The sequence below is a fragment of the Mechercharimyces sp. CAU 1602 genome, from assembly GCF_024753565.1.
Taxonomy (GTDB): Bacteria; Bacillota; Bacilli; order Thermoactinomycetales; family JANTPT01; genus Mechercharimyces.
Window position 1 is genome coordinate 554,098 of the sequence record NZ_JANTPT010000001.1, and the last position, 15,603, is coordinate 569,700.

The 15,603-nt window shown below is 44.1% G+C and carries 19 protein-coding genes and 1 tRNA gene; 18 read left to right on the forward strand and 2 right to left on the reverse strand.

The genetic code is table 11. The annotated features are described in order from the left end of the window. The first annotated feature begins 48 nt into the window (after positions 1–48). The 4 genes from NXZ84_RS02955 to NXZ84_RS02970 all read left to right on the forward strand — a co-directional run bounded on the left by NXZ84_RS02955 (position 49) and on the right by NXZ84_RS02970 (position 4,915). Positions 49–1,203 (forward strand): cysteine desulfurase family protein, encoded by a 1,155-nt coding sequence (locus NXZ84_RS02955; RefSeq protein WP_258838797.1) that lies wholly within the window; start codon positions 49–51, stop codon positions 1,201–1,203. Positions 1,204–1,228: 25 nt separating this feature from the next. Beyond that, on the forward strand, positions 1,229–2,428 hold the full coding sequence (gene thiI, locus NXZ84_RS02960) for a tRNA uracil 4-sulfurtransferase ThiI (RefSeq protein WP_258838798.1): 1,200 nt from the start codon (positions 1,229–1,231) through the stop codon (positions 2,426–2,428). 113 nt (positions 2,429–2,541) lie between these two features. Beyond that, positions 2,542–4,209, forward strand: coding sequence for a M20/M25/M40 family metallo-hydrolase (locus NXZ84_RS02965; protein ID WP_396653998.1), 1,668 nt, complete (start codon positions 2,542–2,544; stop codon positions 4,207–4,209). Positions 4,210–4,240: 31 nt separating this feature from the next. After that, positions 4,241–4,915 carry a TerC family protein gene (locus NXZ84_RS02970; RefSeq protein ID WP_258838800.1) on the forward strand — a complete coding sequence of 225 codons (675 nt, stop codon included), beginning with the start codon at positions 4,241–4,243 and terminating at the stop codon, positions 4,913–4,915. Positions 4,916–4,962: 47 nt separating this feature from the next. Here NXZ84_RS02970 and NXZ84_RS02975 read toward each other — a convergent pair whose 3' ends face one another. Further along, on the reverse strand, positions 4,963–5,784 hold the full coding sequence (locus tag NXZ84_RS02975; RefSeq protein WP_258838801.1) for a metallophosphoesterase: 822 nt from the start codon (positions 5,782–5,784) through the stop codon (positions 4,963–4,965). 115 nt (positions 5,785–5,899) lie between these two features. Beyond that, a tRNA-Gln gene (locus tag NXZ84_RS02980) sits at positions 5,900–5,971 on the reverse strand. A 221-nt stretch (positions 5,972–6,192) separates the two neighbouring features. Here NXZ84_RS02980 and NXZ84_RS02985 point away from each other — a divergent pair. The 14 genes from NXZ84_RS02985 (at position 6,193) to NXZ84_RS03050 (ending at position 15,570) form a co-directional block, all read left to right on the forward strand. Further along, complete coding sequence (locus tag NXZ84_RS02985; RefSeq protein ID WP_258838802.1) at positions 6,193–7,281, forward strand: GspE/PulE family protein; 1,089 nt, start codon at positions 6,193–6,195, stop codon at positions 7,279–7,281. Next, positions 7,274–8,320, forward strand: coding sequence for a type II secretion system F family protein (locus tag NXZ84_RS02990; RefSeq protein WP_258838803.1), 1,047 nt, complete (start codon positions 7,274–7,276; stop codon positions 8,318–8,320). Before NXZ84_RS02985 ends, NXZ84_RS02990 begins: the two co-directional genes overlap by 8 nt. Positions 8,321–8,339: 19 nt before the next feature. Then, entirely contained in the window at positions 8,340–8,678 is a 339-nt protein-coding gene (locus NXZ84_RS02995; RefSeq protein WP_258838804.1) for a competence type IV pilus major pilin ComGC, read from the forward strand. Between the two features lie 6 nt (positions 8,679–8,684). Beyond that, complete coding sequence (locus tag NXZ84_RS03000; protein WP_258838805.1) at positions 8,685–9,119, forward strand: GspH/FimT family pseudopilin; 435 nt, start codon at positions 8,685–8,687, stop codon at positions 9,117–9,119. Beyond that, positions 9,116–9,523 carry a type II secretion system protein gene (locus NXZ84_RS03005; protein ID WP_258838806.1) on the forward strand — a complete coding sequence of 136 codons (408 nt, stop codon included), beginning with the start codon at positions 9,116–9,118 and terminating at the stop codon, positions 9,521–9,523. Before NXZ84_RS03000 ends, NXZ84_RS03005 begins: the two co-directional genes overlap by 4 nt. After that, complete coding sequence (locus tag NXZ84_RS03010; RefSeq protein WP_258838807.1) at positions 9,520–9,960, forward strand: hypothetical protein; 441 nt, start codon at positions 9,520–9,522, stop codon at positions 9,958–9,960. Before NXZ84_RS03005 ends, NXZ84_RS03010 begins: the two co-directional genes overlap by 4 nt. A gap of 1 nt (position 9,961) precedes the next feature. Then, complete coding sequence (locus NXZ84_RS03015) at positions 9,962–10,348, forward strand: hypothetical protein (RefSeq protein WP_258838808.1); 387 nt, start codon at positions 9,962–9,964, stop codon at positions 10,346–10,348. Positions 10,349–10,545: 197 nt separating this feature from the next. Continuing rightward, entirely contained in the window at positions 10,546–11,868 is a 1,323-nt protein-coding gene (locus NXZ84_RS03020; protein ID WP_258838809.1) for a helix-turn-helix domain-containing protein, read from the forward strand. A gap of 33 nt (positions 11,869–11,901) precedes the next feature. Next, positions 11,902–12,432: a shikimate kinase gene (locus NXZ84_RS03025; RefSeq protein WP_258838810.1), complete on the forward strand. Its 531-nt coding sequence runs from the start codon at positions 11,902–11,904 to the stop codon at positions 12,430–12,432. Between the two features lie 46 nt (positions 12,433–12,478). After that, positions 12,479–12,682 carry a YqzE family protein gene (locus NXZ84_RS03030; RefSeq protein WP_258838811.1) on the forward strand — a complete coding sequence of 68 codons (204 nt, stop codon included), beginning with the start codon at positions 12,479–12,481 and terminating at the stop codon, positions 12,680–12,682. Positions 12,683–12,755: 73 nt separating this feature from the next. Continuing rightward, a complete protein-coding gene (locus tag NXZ84_RS03035) occupies positions 12,756–13,007 on the forward strand; it encodes a YkuS family protein (RefSeq protein WP_258838812.1) in 252 nt (83 codons plus the stop codon). A 223-nt stretch (positions 13,008–13,230) separates the two neighbouring features. Continuing rightward, positions 13,231–14,313, forward strand: coding sequence for a flavodoxin-dependent (E)-4-hydroxy-3-methylbut-2-enyl-diphosphate synthase (gene ispG, locus NXZ84_RS03040; protein ID WP_258838813.1), 1,083 nt, complete (start codon positions 13,231–13,233; stop codon positions 14,311–14,313). Positions 14,314–14,448: 135 nt separating this feature from the next. After that, positions 14,449–14,670 carry a DUF378 domain-containing protein gene (locus tag NXZ84_RS03045; RefSeq protein ID WP_258838814.1) on the forward strand — a complete coding sequence of 74 codons (222 nt, stop codon included), beginning with the start codon at positions 14,449–14,451 and terminating at the stop codon, positions 14,668–14,670. Positions 14,671–14,868: 198 nt separating this feature from the next. Then, on the forward strand, positions 14,869–15,570 hold the full coding sequence (locus NXZ84_RS03050; RefSeq protein WP_258838815.1) for a gamma-glutamyl-gamma-aminobutyrate hydrolase family protein: 702 nt from the start codon (positions 14,869–14,871) through the stop codon (positions 15,568–15,570). Positions 15,571–15,603: the final 33 nt, after the last annotated feature.

A 15,603-nucleotide genomic window follows, 5' to 3' on the forward strand; every position in this document is an offset into this window, starting at 1 on the left:
TAAGAGCAGTGAATGTTAGGGGAAGGATCTTTTAAAGGGAGAGAAATCATGATTTATTTAGATAACAGTGCGACGACACCTCCCGATCCAGCGGTGATAGAAGTGATGAAACAGGTGATGTCGGAAATATATGGGAATCCATCTTCGCTTCATCAATCAGGGTTGACCGCAGAACGGTTTGTCAATCATGCGCGTAAAACAATGGCGCAATTATTGGCAGTAGCACCAACTGAAGTGGTTTTTACCTCTGGTGGAACGGAAGCAAACAATTTAGCGATCAAAGGAAGTTTATATGCTTTGAAGCAGCGTGGTCGTCATATGATTACGACGGAAATGGAACATGATTCAGTCTACCAAGTGGCACAGGAGGTGGAGCGATTAGGGTGGAAGGTAACATATTTACCGGTGGACGCTCACGGCAGGGTATATCCACAGCAGGTGGAAGAAGCTTTGACGGAAGAGACAGTGCTTGTTTCGGTTATGCATGTAAATAATGAAGTGGGAACGATTCAACCGATCGAAGAAATAGGTAAAGCGTTACAAAAGTACCCTAAAGTTCGTTTCCATGTGGATGCAGTTCAATCGTTTGGTAAAATTGACATGCGTCCCAAAGCGTTACGTGCAGATTTGGTTACGATATCAGGACACAAATTTCATGGACCAAAAGGGATTGGCTGTCTCTATATTAGAAAAGGTTTACCTTTGCGATCTCTGATTGTAGGGGGGGGACAAGAGTCAGGTGTCCGTTCGGGTACGGAAAATGTGCCCGGTATTGCAGGTATGGTAAAAGCGGCAGTCATGGGGCATGAGCACCGACAAGAGAAGATGGCGCAGTGGTATCAATGGAAGAAGCAATTGATTCAAAAGGTGCAGCGATGTTTTGGTTCAGAAGTGGTTTTAAATGGTGATGCCTCATTTGCAGGAGGAGCCCCTCATATCCTTAATCTATCTTTTCCTGGATTACGGTCAGAAGTGATTGTTCATGCTTTGGAAGAAGAAGGAGTATTAGTGTCAAGCAAATCGGCATGTTCTTCGAAAAAGGAAAGTCCGAGCAGAGTGTTGACAGCGATGGGATGTTCGGAGAGCGAATCTATTGGAGCTATCCGAATCAGTATGGGACAGATGACAAGAGAAGATGAAATCGAACAAGCAGGTAGAGCAGTATGTGCCTCTGTGGGTCGTCTCAAACGACTGACCAGTTGACTTCATCTTAAGGAGGAAAAGCGGTATGGTATTTGATTGTATTTTGGTACGTTATGGGGAGTTAGCGTTAAAAGGGAATAATAGACGGGAGTTTGAGAATCGACTTCTCCGCAATATTAGACAGAAACTAAAAGCATTTTATAAAGTAAAGGTTACGAAAACACAAGGACGTATTTTTGTTGAGTTAGGTGGAGAAGAAGCGGAGCCAGTGATGGAGGGACTCCAAGATGTATTTGGCATCGTTGGCTTTAGTCCTGCTATGCGTGTGCCGTTAGAATATGATGATATTTGCCGAGCAGCTGTGCAAATAGTAGAAAATTCTACGCCGCGTGCTCGCACCTTTAAGGTGATTGCCAAACGAGGAAATAAACAATTTCCAATCCGCTCACAAGAGTTGAATCGTCAAGTGGGTGGACATCTGTTGCAAGAACTGAACGATTTAGAAGTAGATGTTCATCAACCTGAATTAAAAGTACATGTAGAAGTGCGGGAAGAAGCGGCATATGTATACGGAAATGATCGCCCTGGTTTAGGTGGGCTTCCGGTGGGTTCGAGTGGTCGCGTGATGTTGCTATTATCAGGTGGAATAGATAGTCCTGTTGCGGGTTATTTAGCCTTGAAGCGTGGAGCTGAATTACATGCTGTCCATTTCCATAGTTACCCTTTTACAAGTGAACGCGCACGTAAAAAAGTGGAGGATTTGGCAGAGCTGTTAACACGGTTCGGTGGTAAAATCCACCTTCATGTAGTGCCCTTCACTGAAGCACAAACGGCCATTAATCAAAATTGCCTCGAAGCCTACTCTATTACAGTTATGCGCAGGATCATGTTCCGCATCTCGGAGCGATTGGCAGAAAAACATGGGGCGTTAGCTTTGGTGACAGGAGAGAGTTTAGGCCAGGTAGCTAGTCAGACGTTAGAGAGTATGCGTACCATTGGTCACGTGGTTCAATTACCTGTATTACGTCCATTAATCGGTATGGACAAGCAGGAGATTATGCAATTATCCAAGCGCATGGGCACCTATGAAACTTCGATTCTCCCGTACGAAGATTGTTGCACTGTCTTTCTGCCGAAGGCACCGAAGACACGGCCTAGTTTAAAGGATACGGAACGAACAGAATCCAGATTGGATGTGGAAGCATTGGTTACTGCTGCAGTGGAAGGTACAGAAACGATGGTACTGACACCTGCAAGCGGTGAATCCGAATTTTCCTTTTTCTAAATGACCTGTGACGTAGGGGTCAAATGAAGGTGGATTGCGTAAAATATATAAAATATATCGGTCTCCATCTTGGAGGAGTGTGACGTACATCCGTAAATAAGGAGGGAATGATGGTGCCAAAATTTCGAGAAGACGTGCTCGCATTGACGAAAGAATTGGTGCAACACCCTAGTATCGTTGGTACGACAGGCGAACGGGATATCGCCTTTAAGATTCATGATTTACTTCAGGAGATCCCTTATTTTCAGGATAATCCTGGTCATTTACGGATTGTACAGACAGAAGGGGACGCACACGAGCGGTATAATGTATTGGCTTTGGTAAAAGGGTTGGAACCACAAAATGAAGAGACGGTTATACTACTGGGGCATCTAGATACTGTAGGGATCGAGGATTATGGCAAGTGGAAACGCTTTGCCTTTTCTCCAGACGCATTGTTAGAAAAGTGGAAACAGGGAAAAGTGAAGCCTACTGTACAGCGAGACTTGGAAACGGGTGAATGGATGTGTGGGCGCGGCTCTGTTGATATGAAAAGCGGAGTGGCGAGCAATCTGGTGTTGACCCGTCACTTTGCTCAACATCGTGAAGAATTAGAAGGAAACTTGCTACTCCTGGTGGAATGTGATGAAGAAGATAGTTCGCAAGGGATATTATCCGTTTTAACTGATCTACTAGCACTTTCTCATCAGGAACGGCTTGATTACGTGGCAGCGATCAATTCAGACTATACCTCGCCACGCTTTGAAGGGGACGAGAATCGGTATGTGTATTTAGGCACCGTAGGCAAGTTGTTACCCGCCTTTTTTATTATTGGAAAAGAGACCCATGCCGGGCAAGCGTTTGAAGGATTTGATCCCAATTTGGTCGCAGCGGAGTTGACAACCCGCTTGGATTATAACACTGATTTTTGTGATGAAATGTACGGTGAAGTTACGACGCCGCCCGTCTCTCTCAAACAGACAGATTTAAAGCCCTCATATGATGTGCAAACACCGTTGTCTGCGTTCGTGTATTATAATTTCTTTGTACACAGTTGGTCACCTAAAGATGTGCTTGAGCGCCTTAAAGAGGTAGCGCGAACGTCTTTTGAACAGGCGATTAATCGTTTTCAAACCCGATATCGGAAATTTTGTGACTTGAGTGGCGAACCATATGTGCGACAAGAGCTGGAGGCTCGTGTCTATACGTATGAGGAATTTTATCAGATATGTCAAGAGGAACATGGTGAAGATTTTGAACAAGCGATGCGCCTGGCTGCTAGTCAATTAAAGCAAGACAAAGAATTAGATATGCGCCAATTTTGTTGTAAGATGGTGGAGCGTATGTGGGAGTGGGCAGAAGATTTAGCTCCTGCAGTTATTCTTTTTTATGCAACTTTATATCAGCCTAGGGTTGTTTTACAGGAAGAAGATGAGCGTGATCGTCGATTAATTAATGCAGTAAATCACGGTGTTGATGCGGTTCAAACTTCATATCCTCACCCTATTCAAATCCGCAATTTTTTTCCATACATTTCCGATATGAGTTTCGTTTCTATCAGCGATGATCCAGATGGCATTCATGCATTGGAGAAGAACATTCCTGCATGGGGTGTCAAGTTAAAAATGGATGTAGATGCGATTCGAGCCCTCGATGTACCGGTAGTTAATGTAGGCCCTTATGGCATGGATGCGCATAAACAGTGGGAGCGCGTTGAAATTCCATATTCGATGGAAATCGTACCGGAGATGTCGTATCGAATTATTCGCTATTTACTAGAGGATGGGAAGGATCACGCATGAGGATGTGTGCGGTGGAAGGAAGGGTTAGACGTTGACAGATTTACAGTTTTGGTCTGGATTTATCAATATTATTATTTTGGATCTTGTATTAAGTGGAGATAATGCTGTTGTTATTGGTATGGCATCAAGAAAATTGCCATTGGAACAGCGGAAGAAAGCAATCATATATGGTAGCTTGATAGCGGTTTTTTTGCGAATCACACTTACACTGGTAGCGTTAACATTGTTGTCGATTCCATTATTAAAAACGGTGGGCGGTATCTTGTTGATCTGGATCGCCATTCGCTTACTGGCAGATGAAAGTGAAGATAGTCATATTGGTGCAGGCGGTCCTACCATGAAAAGTGCGATTAAGACAATCATCGTAGCAGATGTTATTATGAGCTTGGATAACGTTTTGGCGGTGGCAGGTGCTTCCCACGGTAATTTTTATTTGGTTTTATTTGGATTAGCTTTGAGCATTCCGATTCTAATGTGGGGAAGTAAGATGATCGCAGGCATCATCAATCGGTTTCCTTCGATTGAATATATTGGATCGGCAATTTTAGGGTATACAGCAGGTGAATTATTAGTGAGTGATGATTGGTTCAGTACGTGGTTACGAGAACAGCAGTTTGAAGAGATGAGTTGGATGATCTCAGCTATCCTAGCGATGATCGTGGTTGCTGTCGGCTGGGGTTTAAAGAGAAGAGCGCGGATGCAATGAAATTAAACAAGCCCAACCACCAGAAGGTGATTGGGCTTTCGTTATGATTAAGACTTTTGTAGATGATGAAAGGTGATTTCTGGACGAGAACGGAGTCGCAGGTTAAATGCGGTCTGTCCTAGCCCCTCACTAATATAAAAGGCACGTTCCTCATGATAATGAAGTCCCTTGATCATTTTTAATTTGGGTAGTTGTCCCATGCGTCGTAGATGATAGGGACGTGGCCAATGGATTTGTCCACCGTGAAAGTGTCCAGATAGGAGATAGTCGAATGAATGATTCTCCATCTGCAAAACGATATTAGGATCATGGGTTAACACGAGATTAATCCCATTCTCTTCATCGATGCCGGCGTAAGACTTCTCTGCGTCACTGCGACGAGTATGATGATCATCAATGCCGATGATGTTGAGGGTACGGCCATTAATGTTTAAGGTATGATTTTCGTTTTGTAATACCACACATCCATACTGTTCCATGCGCTTACGGATTTCAGGAATGCGATGAGCAATTTTATAATCATGGTTTCCGAATACAGCATACATGCCGTAACGGGGCTTAAGGGACGCCAGTTCGTCCATATATGCAAAAAAACGATCTATCATCGGTTCAGTATCCATATAGTCACCGGTTAAGGCAATCAGATCGATCGGCTTTCCATCGGATACGTACTCTTTTAAACTTTGGGGACTGACCGACAGTCGTTCCATGTGTAGGTCGGACAGGTGTAAGATACGTAAACCCTCTTTATCCAAGGGTCGTTTAACCTTGAGGTCAATATGATTAACCTCTGGTCGGTAGGTGTTTAGACGGGCAAATCCCCATAGCGATAAGATCGTCCCAGCTACAATTGACGATAACACAAACATAGGATTCACCCCTCACGAGTAAATGTATTGCGAAAAAACTCTCCCCCATTATATAGGGAGAGAGAGGATAACGTCCAGTGCAATATATGTCATATTATGCGCTAAAAAGGATGAGCTGGGAAGGCAGGGTTCGAACCTGCGCATGACGGAGTCAAAGTCCGTTGCCTTACCACTTGGCTACTCCCCATTGTTCTCAAGAGATAGGATGAACAAGTATCGTCCAATTTATCCAAAGATAAAAAGAGTAAATGATGAAGTGAAGAGAATGTGAACGTTATCATCGCGAAGAATAGAACGTGATTTCCAAATTTGCATTAATTATTTAGAAAATAAAGAGGAATAATAAATATATTTGTTGAATTATGACTACGAAAAAGATTTTCTTTATATCTGCAGAGGTGGTGGGAGTTGGATATTATTTCGTTTATGGATGAGATGATAACAGAGGCTGTTTTGATGGATGCTAGCGACATTCATCTAGAGCCTATGCGTGACGGATTGCGTATACGCCAACGTGTAGATGGGTTATTGATGGAGGTGACTCGGATTTCTCGCAGTGAGGGACAGGCTGTGATATCACGCCTTAAAGTAATGGGGGAGCTTGATATCGGAGAGAAGAGATTGCCACAAGATGGAGCATGTAAGCTACTGATTACAGGACGAGTGGACAAAGTAGATATACGTCTTTCTACGATGCCTACAGTGTTTGGTGAAAAGGTCGTGCTACGTCTTCTTCACAGCCGCGCTCACAGTATTCGTTTAACGGATCTGGGCTTAGAGCCACTCCAGCGGAAGCGACTTCATCGTTTAATAACGCAACCGCATGGTTTGATTGTAGTAACAGGTCCGACGGGTAGTGGGAAAACAAGTACGCTGTATGCCCTTCTACAGGAGTTAAATCAGACTAAGGTTAATATTGTTACACTCGAGGATCCAATCGAATGTCAGTTGGATGGGATTAATCAGGTGCAGATTAGGCCCAAGGCTGGGCTTACGTTTTCCTCTGGTTTGCGAGCTCTGTTGCGCCAGGATCCCAATGTAATGATGGTGGGAGAGATTAGAGATCAGGAGACTGCTGAAATTGCTTTGCGTGCCGCCTTGACAGGACACTTGGTGCTAACAACACTACACACCGTAGATACTTGTAGTGCGATTACCCGGTTTTTAGATATGAATATTGCCCCGTATCGTGTTGCGGCTGCGTTAAGTGGGGTGGTGGCCCAGCGCTTAGTAAGACTTCTTTGCACCATATGTAAGGGCGAAGGGTGTACATCTTGCCACCAGGTGGGGTATCGCGGTCGGAAAGGGATTTTTGAGGTGCTAAGCATTACAGAGCATTGGCAACGCATGATTGTACAAACCTCATCGCTTTCACAGTTTCGTGAGCGTTTAAGGGAAGAGAGGATTGCTACCTTGGCAGAGATAGGACAAGCGCGAGTGAAGGCTGAAGAGATTGACCTTCATGAGTTTCACCGGGTGGTGGAAGCCTTTGCTTAGATATAGAAGGGAATGGAGTGATAATAAGGTAGCTACATTTAGTTTGCATCTATCCGATCTACTGAAAAGCGGCTTTCCATTACTGGCCAGCATTCGTTTATTAGCAGAACAAAAAGTATTGTCACGAACAGAAGCAGACCGTATCTGTGACCGTTTGCGGGAAGGAGAAGGGATGGCGGAAGTACTGACGTATGAGCGTTTACCCAGCCTCTCCTTGTCTTTTTTGCGGGCGGCAGAAGAGCACGGAGACTTCGCATTCGGACTGGACCAATGTACTACCTACTATCGGGCGCGGGAAAAGTTGGTGCGCGAGTTGAGACAAGCATTGCTCTATCCCTCAGTGGTCATGATCTTTGTTGTGAGCGCACTTTTCTTTCTACTATTTATAGTGATTCCTCGTTTTGCCACTCTTTATGATTCGATGGGCGTAGAGTTGCCTATCTTTACTCAGATGATGCTCTCTTCTTATACATGGATCCGGACTGGTATAATCTTAATCTCTATATTTTTTCTTTTCTCTTTATTCTGCTATTTAACCAGCAGATTTTTCTCTCCCTATCAGCGCAGTCGCTGGTTGGAGGTAGCGATGCGCCTACCTTGGATTCGCTTCTATATTCAACAACGGATGACTCACTATTTAGCTATTCAATTAGGCTCATTGTTACGGGCGGGGCTACCGTTGCTGGATGCACTACAGCTTATGTGTCAATTCTCTCCTTGGTATCCGCTCTCCATTCGCCTGAAGAAGTTGGAACAGCATTTATTAGCCGGTTATCCCTTACATGAGGCGATCCGTGCTGTAAATCAACATATGTTTTTGTCGACGCTTCCTCAAATGGTTGCCATAGGAGAACAGACAGGTAAATTGGATGAATCGCTGTTAACTCTAGCAAAAAGCATTGCAACGACGATACAAGAACATTCCCAACAGCTAACAAAAAGCTTAGAACCGCTGTTGATATTCATGATTGGAATATGGATTGCTTTTACAGTAATCACGTTGTTTTTACCTATGCTTAAGCTAATTCAAACGATTTAGATGAATAGGGGGAGATAAGGTGCAGGCATGGCGAGATGAACGTGGATTTACCTTGATTGAGATGCTGGTTGTTCTCTTTATTATTGGAGTGGTGATAGCGATTGCACTCCCTAATTTGATCTCTGCGGGTGAAAAAGCACAGCAGCGTGCGTGTGCGGCTAGTCGTAAAATGATTGGAGCTCAAGCCGATAACTATTTTTTGGAAATGGGAAAGTATCCAGCCACGGTCGCAGCATTGACTGAGGCACAGTATTTACGTTCTACTCCCACGTGTCCAGCCGGGGGAAAGTACACAATCGATACAGGGGCAGTAAGTGAAAAGCGTGTTGTTTGTACCAAGCATCCACATAAGGAGTGAATAGGGGTGATACGCAGAACAGAAGGACATACAGTGATTGAACTATCCATTACACTGCTCGTTGTTGGGACTGTGTTGACAGTGGTATTACCGGCATGGAGCGCATTGGGACAACAAAGTAAGGAAGGGTTGTTTCTACAGCAATTGGTTTCTGATTTGCGATTTGCACAGCGGGAAGCAGAGAGCAAAGAAGAGGCGGTGTATGTGCAGGTAATCGGGGAAGAGCGCTACCGTTTGCTACAGGGAGGTAGTCTACTACAAGCTGTACAGTTACCGGGGGGTTATCATTTACAGCACAACTATCCAGAGAAAGGACTTGTTTTTCATGCGACCGGCCAGGCTCGGGGTGGGCGGTTTGTGTTGATGTATGGAGAAGAGGCGGTTGCAGAGGTGATTGTGCAGGTTGCCTCGGGACGTCCCAGGGTGGAACGGATTCCATGAAGTTAGGATCGGAGCAAGGTTTTACTTTCGTAGAAGTCGTTACTTCGTTGCTCATTCTTAGTATTGTAGCAGGTGCGGCATTGCCGATGGTAGTGGAACTGCGTACACAACAACAGAAGCAAGATGAGCGATTTGAAGCGATGCATCACCTGCAAGCGCGACTAGAACAGACTCAACGTGCGATGGTGAGGGTTCCTGAGCAGGGGATGGAAGAAAAGGAGAGTAAGTGGACGAAAGGAGTTACGTACCAGGTGATATGGCGAAAAACGCGATACGACAGGTTTTTGTACAAAGCAGAAGTAAAAGTGACATGGAAAGGCAGACAGGGAGAGAAGCAGACAGTAAGTCGAAGTGCCTTGCAGTATGCTCCTGTGGAGAGCGGGGTTTCACTTATATTGAAGTGATTCTGTCGCTATCGTTATTGGCGCTACTTTTGCCGACACTGTTCTCATTAGGATGGATCGTGGAAAAAGAGATGAAGGAGATGATGGGTAGGCAGCGGCTGGAGGTGGCATGGGATACTTTTTACGGCGATCTTTATGAGGAGATTGGGGAAGGCAGTGATTTTCGTCTGGATGAAAGAGGAGATTTTCACTTTGAACTGGGGGATGGAAGAAGGGTGCGTTATCGCCAAGATAGTCGTACTCGGAGCGTTGTTAGGGAAGTGAAGCGAGTGAATGAGTCGCATTACAAGGGGAGAACAGTGTTGTTACAGGAGGTGTATTATGCGGCTTTTGTTCCGATGCAGGAGGGAGTGTACGTGGATATAGGCTTGCAGAACTGGACAGCAGATTTAGAGATAAACACCTTTATTCGCAGTCGGAGGGAGAGGTTGGATTAAGGTGCGGAAAGGATGGCACGAGGAAGAAGGGTTTGCGCTTCCCACCGCTGTAGCGGTTACATTTATCATATTTTTATTGCTCTCAGCCACGATTGCGCATACCGTTCGCAGTCAGTATAGTACCCGAATCCAGTGGGAAGTGTATGCAGCCCAAACAGCGGCGGAAAGTGGAATTGCGAAGATGCAAGCACGGCTTAGAGATCAGCCGCAGTGGCAAGGAAAAGAAGAGTTGCGCTGGAACGATGTGGACGTGACGATCACTGTATTTCAGAATGGGAACGGTCAAATAACAATCGTATCCATCGGTCGAGCTAAGCAAGGGGTGAAACAAACCATTCGAGTCGTGTTGGAAAGTGAAAAATATACGATCATAGAGTGGGAGGGGTAGCAAGCACCCCACCTCTCTTTTTTTCTGTTTGAGACGAAGAAGGAGTAATCGTTTCGAAAAGGTGGAGTGAACAGTTAACGGTTTATTGATTAATGATGTAGAAGCATTTCTGTAATAATTGACGAATAAATCGGTCTATTCAATGATAAGTGAATAGGGTATAATAAAAGGAAAAATAGAGTTAGAGGAGGAGTAGGATGGGAGAGTTACATACTAAAGAAGTGGGTGAAATCCTCCGACGAATTCGTAAAGAGAAAGCGCTACGAATTGAGGATTTGGCAGATGAACATATTTCCTCCGCTACTATAAGCAATATTGAGCGTGGTGTACCTCATGTAATGCTAGAAAAGATCCAATATTTGATGGACCTATTAGGAATTGACGAAACGGATCTGAAGCGAATAAAAGAAGGGGTAGAGCAAGAGTGGTCGTTTGTAGAGTTAGAGTTACTCGCAATTGAGACCATGAGCGATGTGGATGAAGTAGACGAGGCTTTAAAGAAGCTAAAGGAGTTCCGCAATATCTCCTCGGAACACCCAACGGCGCTTTTAATCTCGTATATAAAAGGGAAGTGTCTAAACAAAAAAGGGGAGTGGGAGAAAGCGAGGAAAGAGCTTTTAAATGCGATTCGACTCTCTCCTTCACATCCACTAGAAAATATTGAAGCGTGTGCTTACTGTGAGCTTATGCGCCAGGCATATTATACAAATGATTTGGAACAAGCAGTGCGCTATGCGGAAAAGGGACTAGATGCATTTGTACCAGAAGGGAAGCATGAGCATATGTATGATGTGCTCATGGTCAATAAGATTAGTTGTCTCAATCGCCTCAACCGTGTGGGTGAAGCATTTTCGATGATAAGCGAAATCTGGTCACGGAAAGAGGAAATTCAAAAGCCATCGTTACTTTTATTGTTGTACTTTTTGCGTGTTAATCTCTTACGAAAGACGGGTCATTATGAAGAAGCGATTGAGACTGGACGAGAGGGGATTCGTCGGGCTCGTATGACCAATGAATACGATCGCATTCTTCTTCTCTGGGATTCTCTAGGAAGTGTTTACCTGCGCTTAAATGATTTGAAAACAGCTGAAGTTTGCTTTGACTTTACGACGATGGTACAAAAGAAAGTTCACATTAAAGATCCATATGTATCTACACTTACCAAACATGGAATCCTTTATATGAGAAAAGGGGATTTACCGGGCGCAGAACGGAAGTTGGAGGAAGCTATCTTGCTCGGGAAAAGGTCGAGCGCACAGCTGTACCTTATAGATGCCTTAGTTATCATGGGAGATCTACAAAAAGAGAAAGGGAATATTGAACAAGCTATTACCTATTATCGAGAATCACTTGAGCGAATTGAAGGTTTGGGCCTTAATAAGAAGAAGCACGCAATTCTCTTCCGTCTAGTAAAATGTCTGGAAGGTGGCGACCAGCAAGAATTTCGTGAGCAATTGACCAATATGTTTTATGTGCAGAAAGAGATTTCGGGCGATTTTTCTTTTGAAGGTATACTGTAGTTGGGTAAGTGAGAAGGCAGGTGGATATGGAGCATGCGTCAAACATCTATACACCATATTATATTAATCGGCTTTATGGGTACAGGCAAAACTTCGGTGGGGAAGTGTTTAGCGACAGCGATGGGACGTGCGTTTATCGATACAGATAACGAGGTGGAACGAAAGAGTGGGAAAAGCATCAATGCGATTTTTGCAGAGGATGGGGAGACTCACTTTCGAAAGTTAGAAACGGAAACACTCCACTTTCTTGCTATCTTATCAGAACCCCATGTAATTGCTACCGGTGGTGGTATCGCTGTAAATAAAGAAAACATTCCGCTGTTACAGGCATTAGGTTGGGTTGTTGCTCTTACCGCTAGTGAAGCCGAATTAATCAGACGCTTACGTGATGCGAGCAACCGTCCCTTGTTGCTGGAAAACGCTGAACAAAAGGTTTATGACTTGCTGCAAGTGAGAAGGGATTCGTACAAGTGTGCAGATTGGACGATGGATACCACGGGTCGTACAGTGGAAGAGATAAGCACGTCAATCCGAGTGCGATACGAACAAGAATTTTACGTTTAAGAAGACGCTTCTGCGGTCATGCTAGGGACAAAGGGGGAGTTGTGGCATGTCTTCAGAAGCGTTTTTGAAGTATTTGGTTAAAGAGATGGTAACCTATATGGATATGCCCAAAGAGGAAATAAAGAAAAAAAAGGAAGAGAAAAAACAGCAGCGGATGCCGTTTTTGATGAGGTGGTTTGGCTTAATTCCGTTATCTGTTCGGTTATTTGCTCAGCAACAGCAACATCGTTTCCGTAAAAAAGAAAATTAACGGGAAGATAGATCTTGTGTGGGAGTACGGACTGATTTCTTGTGGAATCCTATTTTCCAGGAGGTGGATTGCATTGAACCGCAGAGTAGCAGTGGAAAATGGTTTAAGCCCTGTATCTGAGCTGCTGAAGAATCAGGGTTTCGATGTGGTTGAATTTTCCCAAGAGCTTCGTTCAGGGGATTGTGATTGCTGTGTCATTTCCGGAATGGATAAAGATATGACGGGAGCGAGTGACATCTCAACTGGAGTATCTGTGATTAATGCACGTGGGATGTCCCCGCAAGATGTTCTGCAAGAAGTGGCGGAGCGTGTCAATCTTATCTAAAGTATAACTCATCAGAATAGATGTAGGATCACCACGAGGAGCCGTTGGCTCCTTTTTGTTGTGTAGGATAGAATGATGGACAGATCATGTGTAGGCAGTTACTGCTTTGCATGATATACTAGAGAATGATTTTTAACTTGAAGCAAGTCAATGTGTTATGATGAGTGAGGAAGAAAGTATGTAAAGTTCTTTTCACCATGCTTCTAAAGGAGCGACTTAAAAAATGTTTCATCGCAGAGAGACCCGCCCTGTTACTGTAGGAGATGTGCAGATTGGCGGGAATGATCAAGTGGTTATTCAAAGTATGACCACTACGAAAACTCATGATGTAGAAGCGACAGTAGCTGAAATTCAACGTTTATCGGAGGCAGGGTGTCAGATTGTACGTTTAGCTTGTCCAGATATGCGTGCAGCAGAAGCGATTCCAGAAATAAAAAAACAAGTGGATGTCCCTCTTGTAGCGGATATACACTTTGATTATCGGTTAGCATTAAAAGCGATTGAAGGCGGAATCGATAAAATTCGTATCAATCCAGGGAATATTGGGAAGCGCCATAAGGTAGAAGCAGTTGTAAAAGCGGCTAAAGAGCGTGGAATTCCGATTCGTATCGGAGTGAATGCAGGTTCTCTGGAGAAACGAATTTTAGATAAGTATGGCTATCCGACCGCAGAAGGTATGGTTGAAAGTGCCTTATTTCATATCGGTATTTTAGAAGAGCTAGATTTCCATGATATTATTGTTTCTTTAAAAGCATCTGATGTGCGATTGGCGATTGAAGCGTATCAGAAAGCGGCAGAAGCTTTTCGTTATCCACTTCACCTGGGTATAACCGAATCAGGTACACTCTTTTCTGGCACTGTGAAGAGCTCCGCCGGTATGGGTGCCCTGCTTGCCCAAGGAATTGGTTCTACCATGCGGATCTCACTTAGTGCTGATCCGGTCGAAGAAGTAAAAGTGGGGCGTGAGTTATTAAAAAGCTTTGGATTGGCAGCTAACGCGGCTACATTGATCTCCTGTCCGACATGTGGACGTATTGAAATCGACCTGATCAGTATTGCCAACGAAGTGGAGGAGTATATCTCCAATATTAAAGCGCCAATCAAGGTATCTGTCCTCGGCTGTGCTGTAAATGGTCCAGGCGAAGCGAAGGAAGCAGATATCGGGATTGCGGGTGCACGTGGAGAAGGGTTACTTTTCCGTCATGGAGAGATTATTCGTAAAATCCCTGAAGATCAAATGGTAGAAGAGCTGAAGAAAGAAATTGATAAATTGGCTGCTGAGCACCAAGCAAAGCAAGAAGCATAAGGAAGTACAATCAAGGATGTGGAGTGAGTCTCTCCACATCCTTTTTGTTTATTTGTAGCAGTTAAGGATAATTTGAATTGAAGCGAGGGAGACTATGACTAAATCACTCTAATTCGCAGTTAGGAGGAATAGTGGATGGGTGGATTTTCACGAGCAGCATTGGTATTAGTTATTATTGGAGCAGTAAATTGGTTACTTGTAGGTCTCTTTCAATGGGATTTAGTAACTGCTATCTTCGGTGGAGATATAGTCCGTGAGTCTTCGGGTATCAGTCGCATTGTATACGTGTTAGTAGGACTGGCGGGTATCTATGCCATTCGGTTCTTATTTGATAGCTCCACTGAGCGAGCGCAGTAGTAATCCACATTTTTCGGTAGGTTATACAGTTATACAATAGCAGGTGGGGTGCAGTGGATGTGATTACATCTTCTGCACCCTTTTTGCGTGGATGAGAAGAGATTTTTGTGGACATGAAGCATCTCTTTTACGTATACATATGAATACATAAGAAGGCATGAGGCATTGCCACTTTGATTAAAAGAAAGAGGGAGCTAGATGAGACCTTTGATCGGGGTTACAGCATCACTACGGGAAGAAACATTTTTAGCACTGCATCGTGATAATGTAGACGCCATTCTGCGTGCAGGGGGAATGCCATTGGCTCTTCCGTATACAGTGGAGGCGGAGTTGATCGAGGAGATGGTGTACCATATGGATGGTTTATATTTAACAGGAGGAGGTGACATCGACCCTTCTTTTTTTCATGAAGAACCATTACCGGGATTGCGTGAGATTATATGGGAGCGGGATCAGATGGAGGTTCTGCTTATTCGTCGAATGATGGAGCTGGATAAACCTATCTTTGCTGTTTGTCGCGGTTGTCAAATGTTAAACATCGCTCAGGGGGGGGATATGTACCAAGATATTACGAGCCAATGTAATTTCGTACTACAACACGAACAAGAAGCAGCCCGTCATCATTGTTCACACAGCATTGAAATCGAAGAAGATTCGCGCCTTTTTCGTATCTATCAAAAAAAAGAAGCGCGAGTAAATAGTTTCCATCATCAAGCATTACGTCAATTAGCTCCTTGTTTTATTGGGAGTGCACATAGCAAAGATGGGTTGATCGAAGCAATCGAAAGTAAGGAGCATTCCTTTGTGTTAGGGGTGCAATGGCATCCCGAAAATTGTAGTAATGATGAGGGTACACAAAAGTTATACCGGGCTTTTATTCGGGCAGCCAATGCTAATTAAAACAAAGAGCACCTAAATATTAAAGAATGCAAA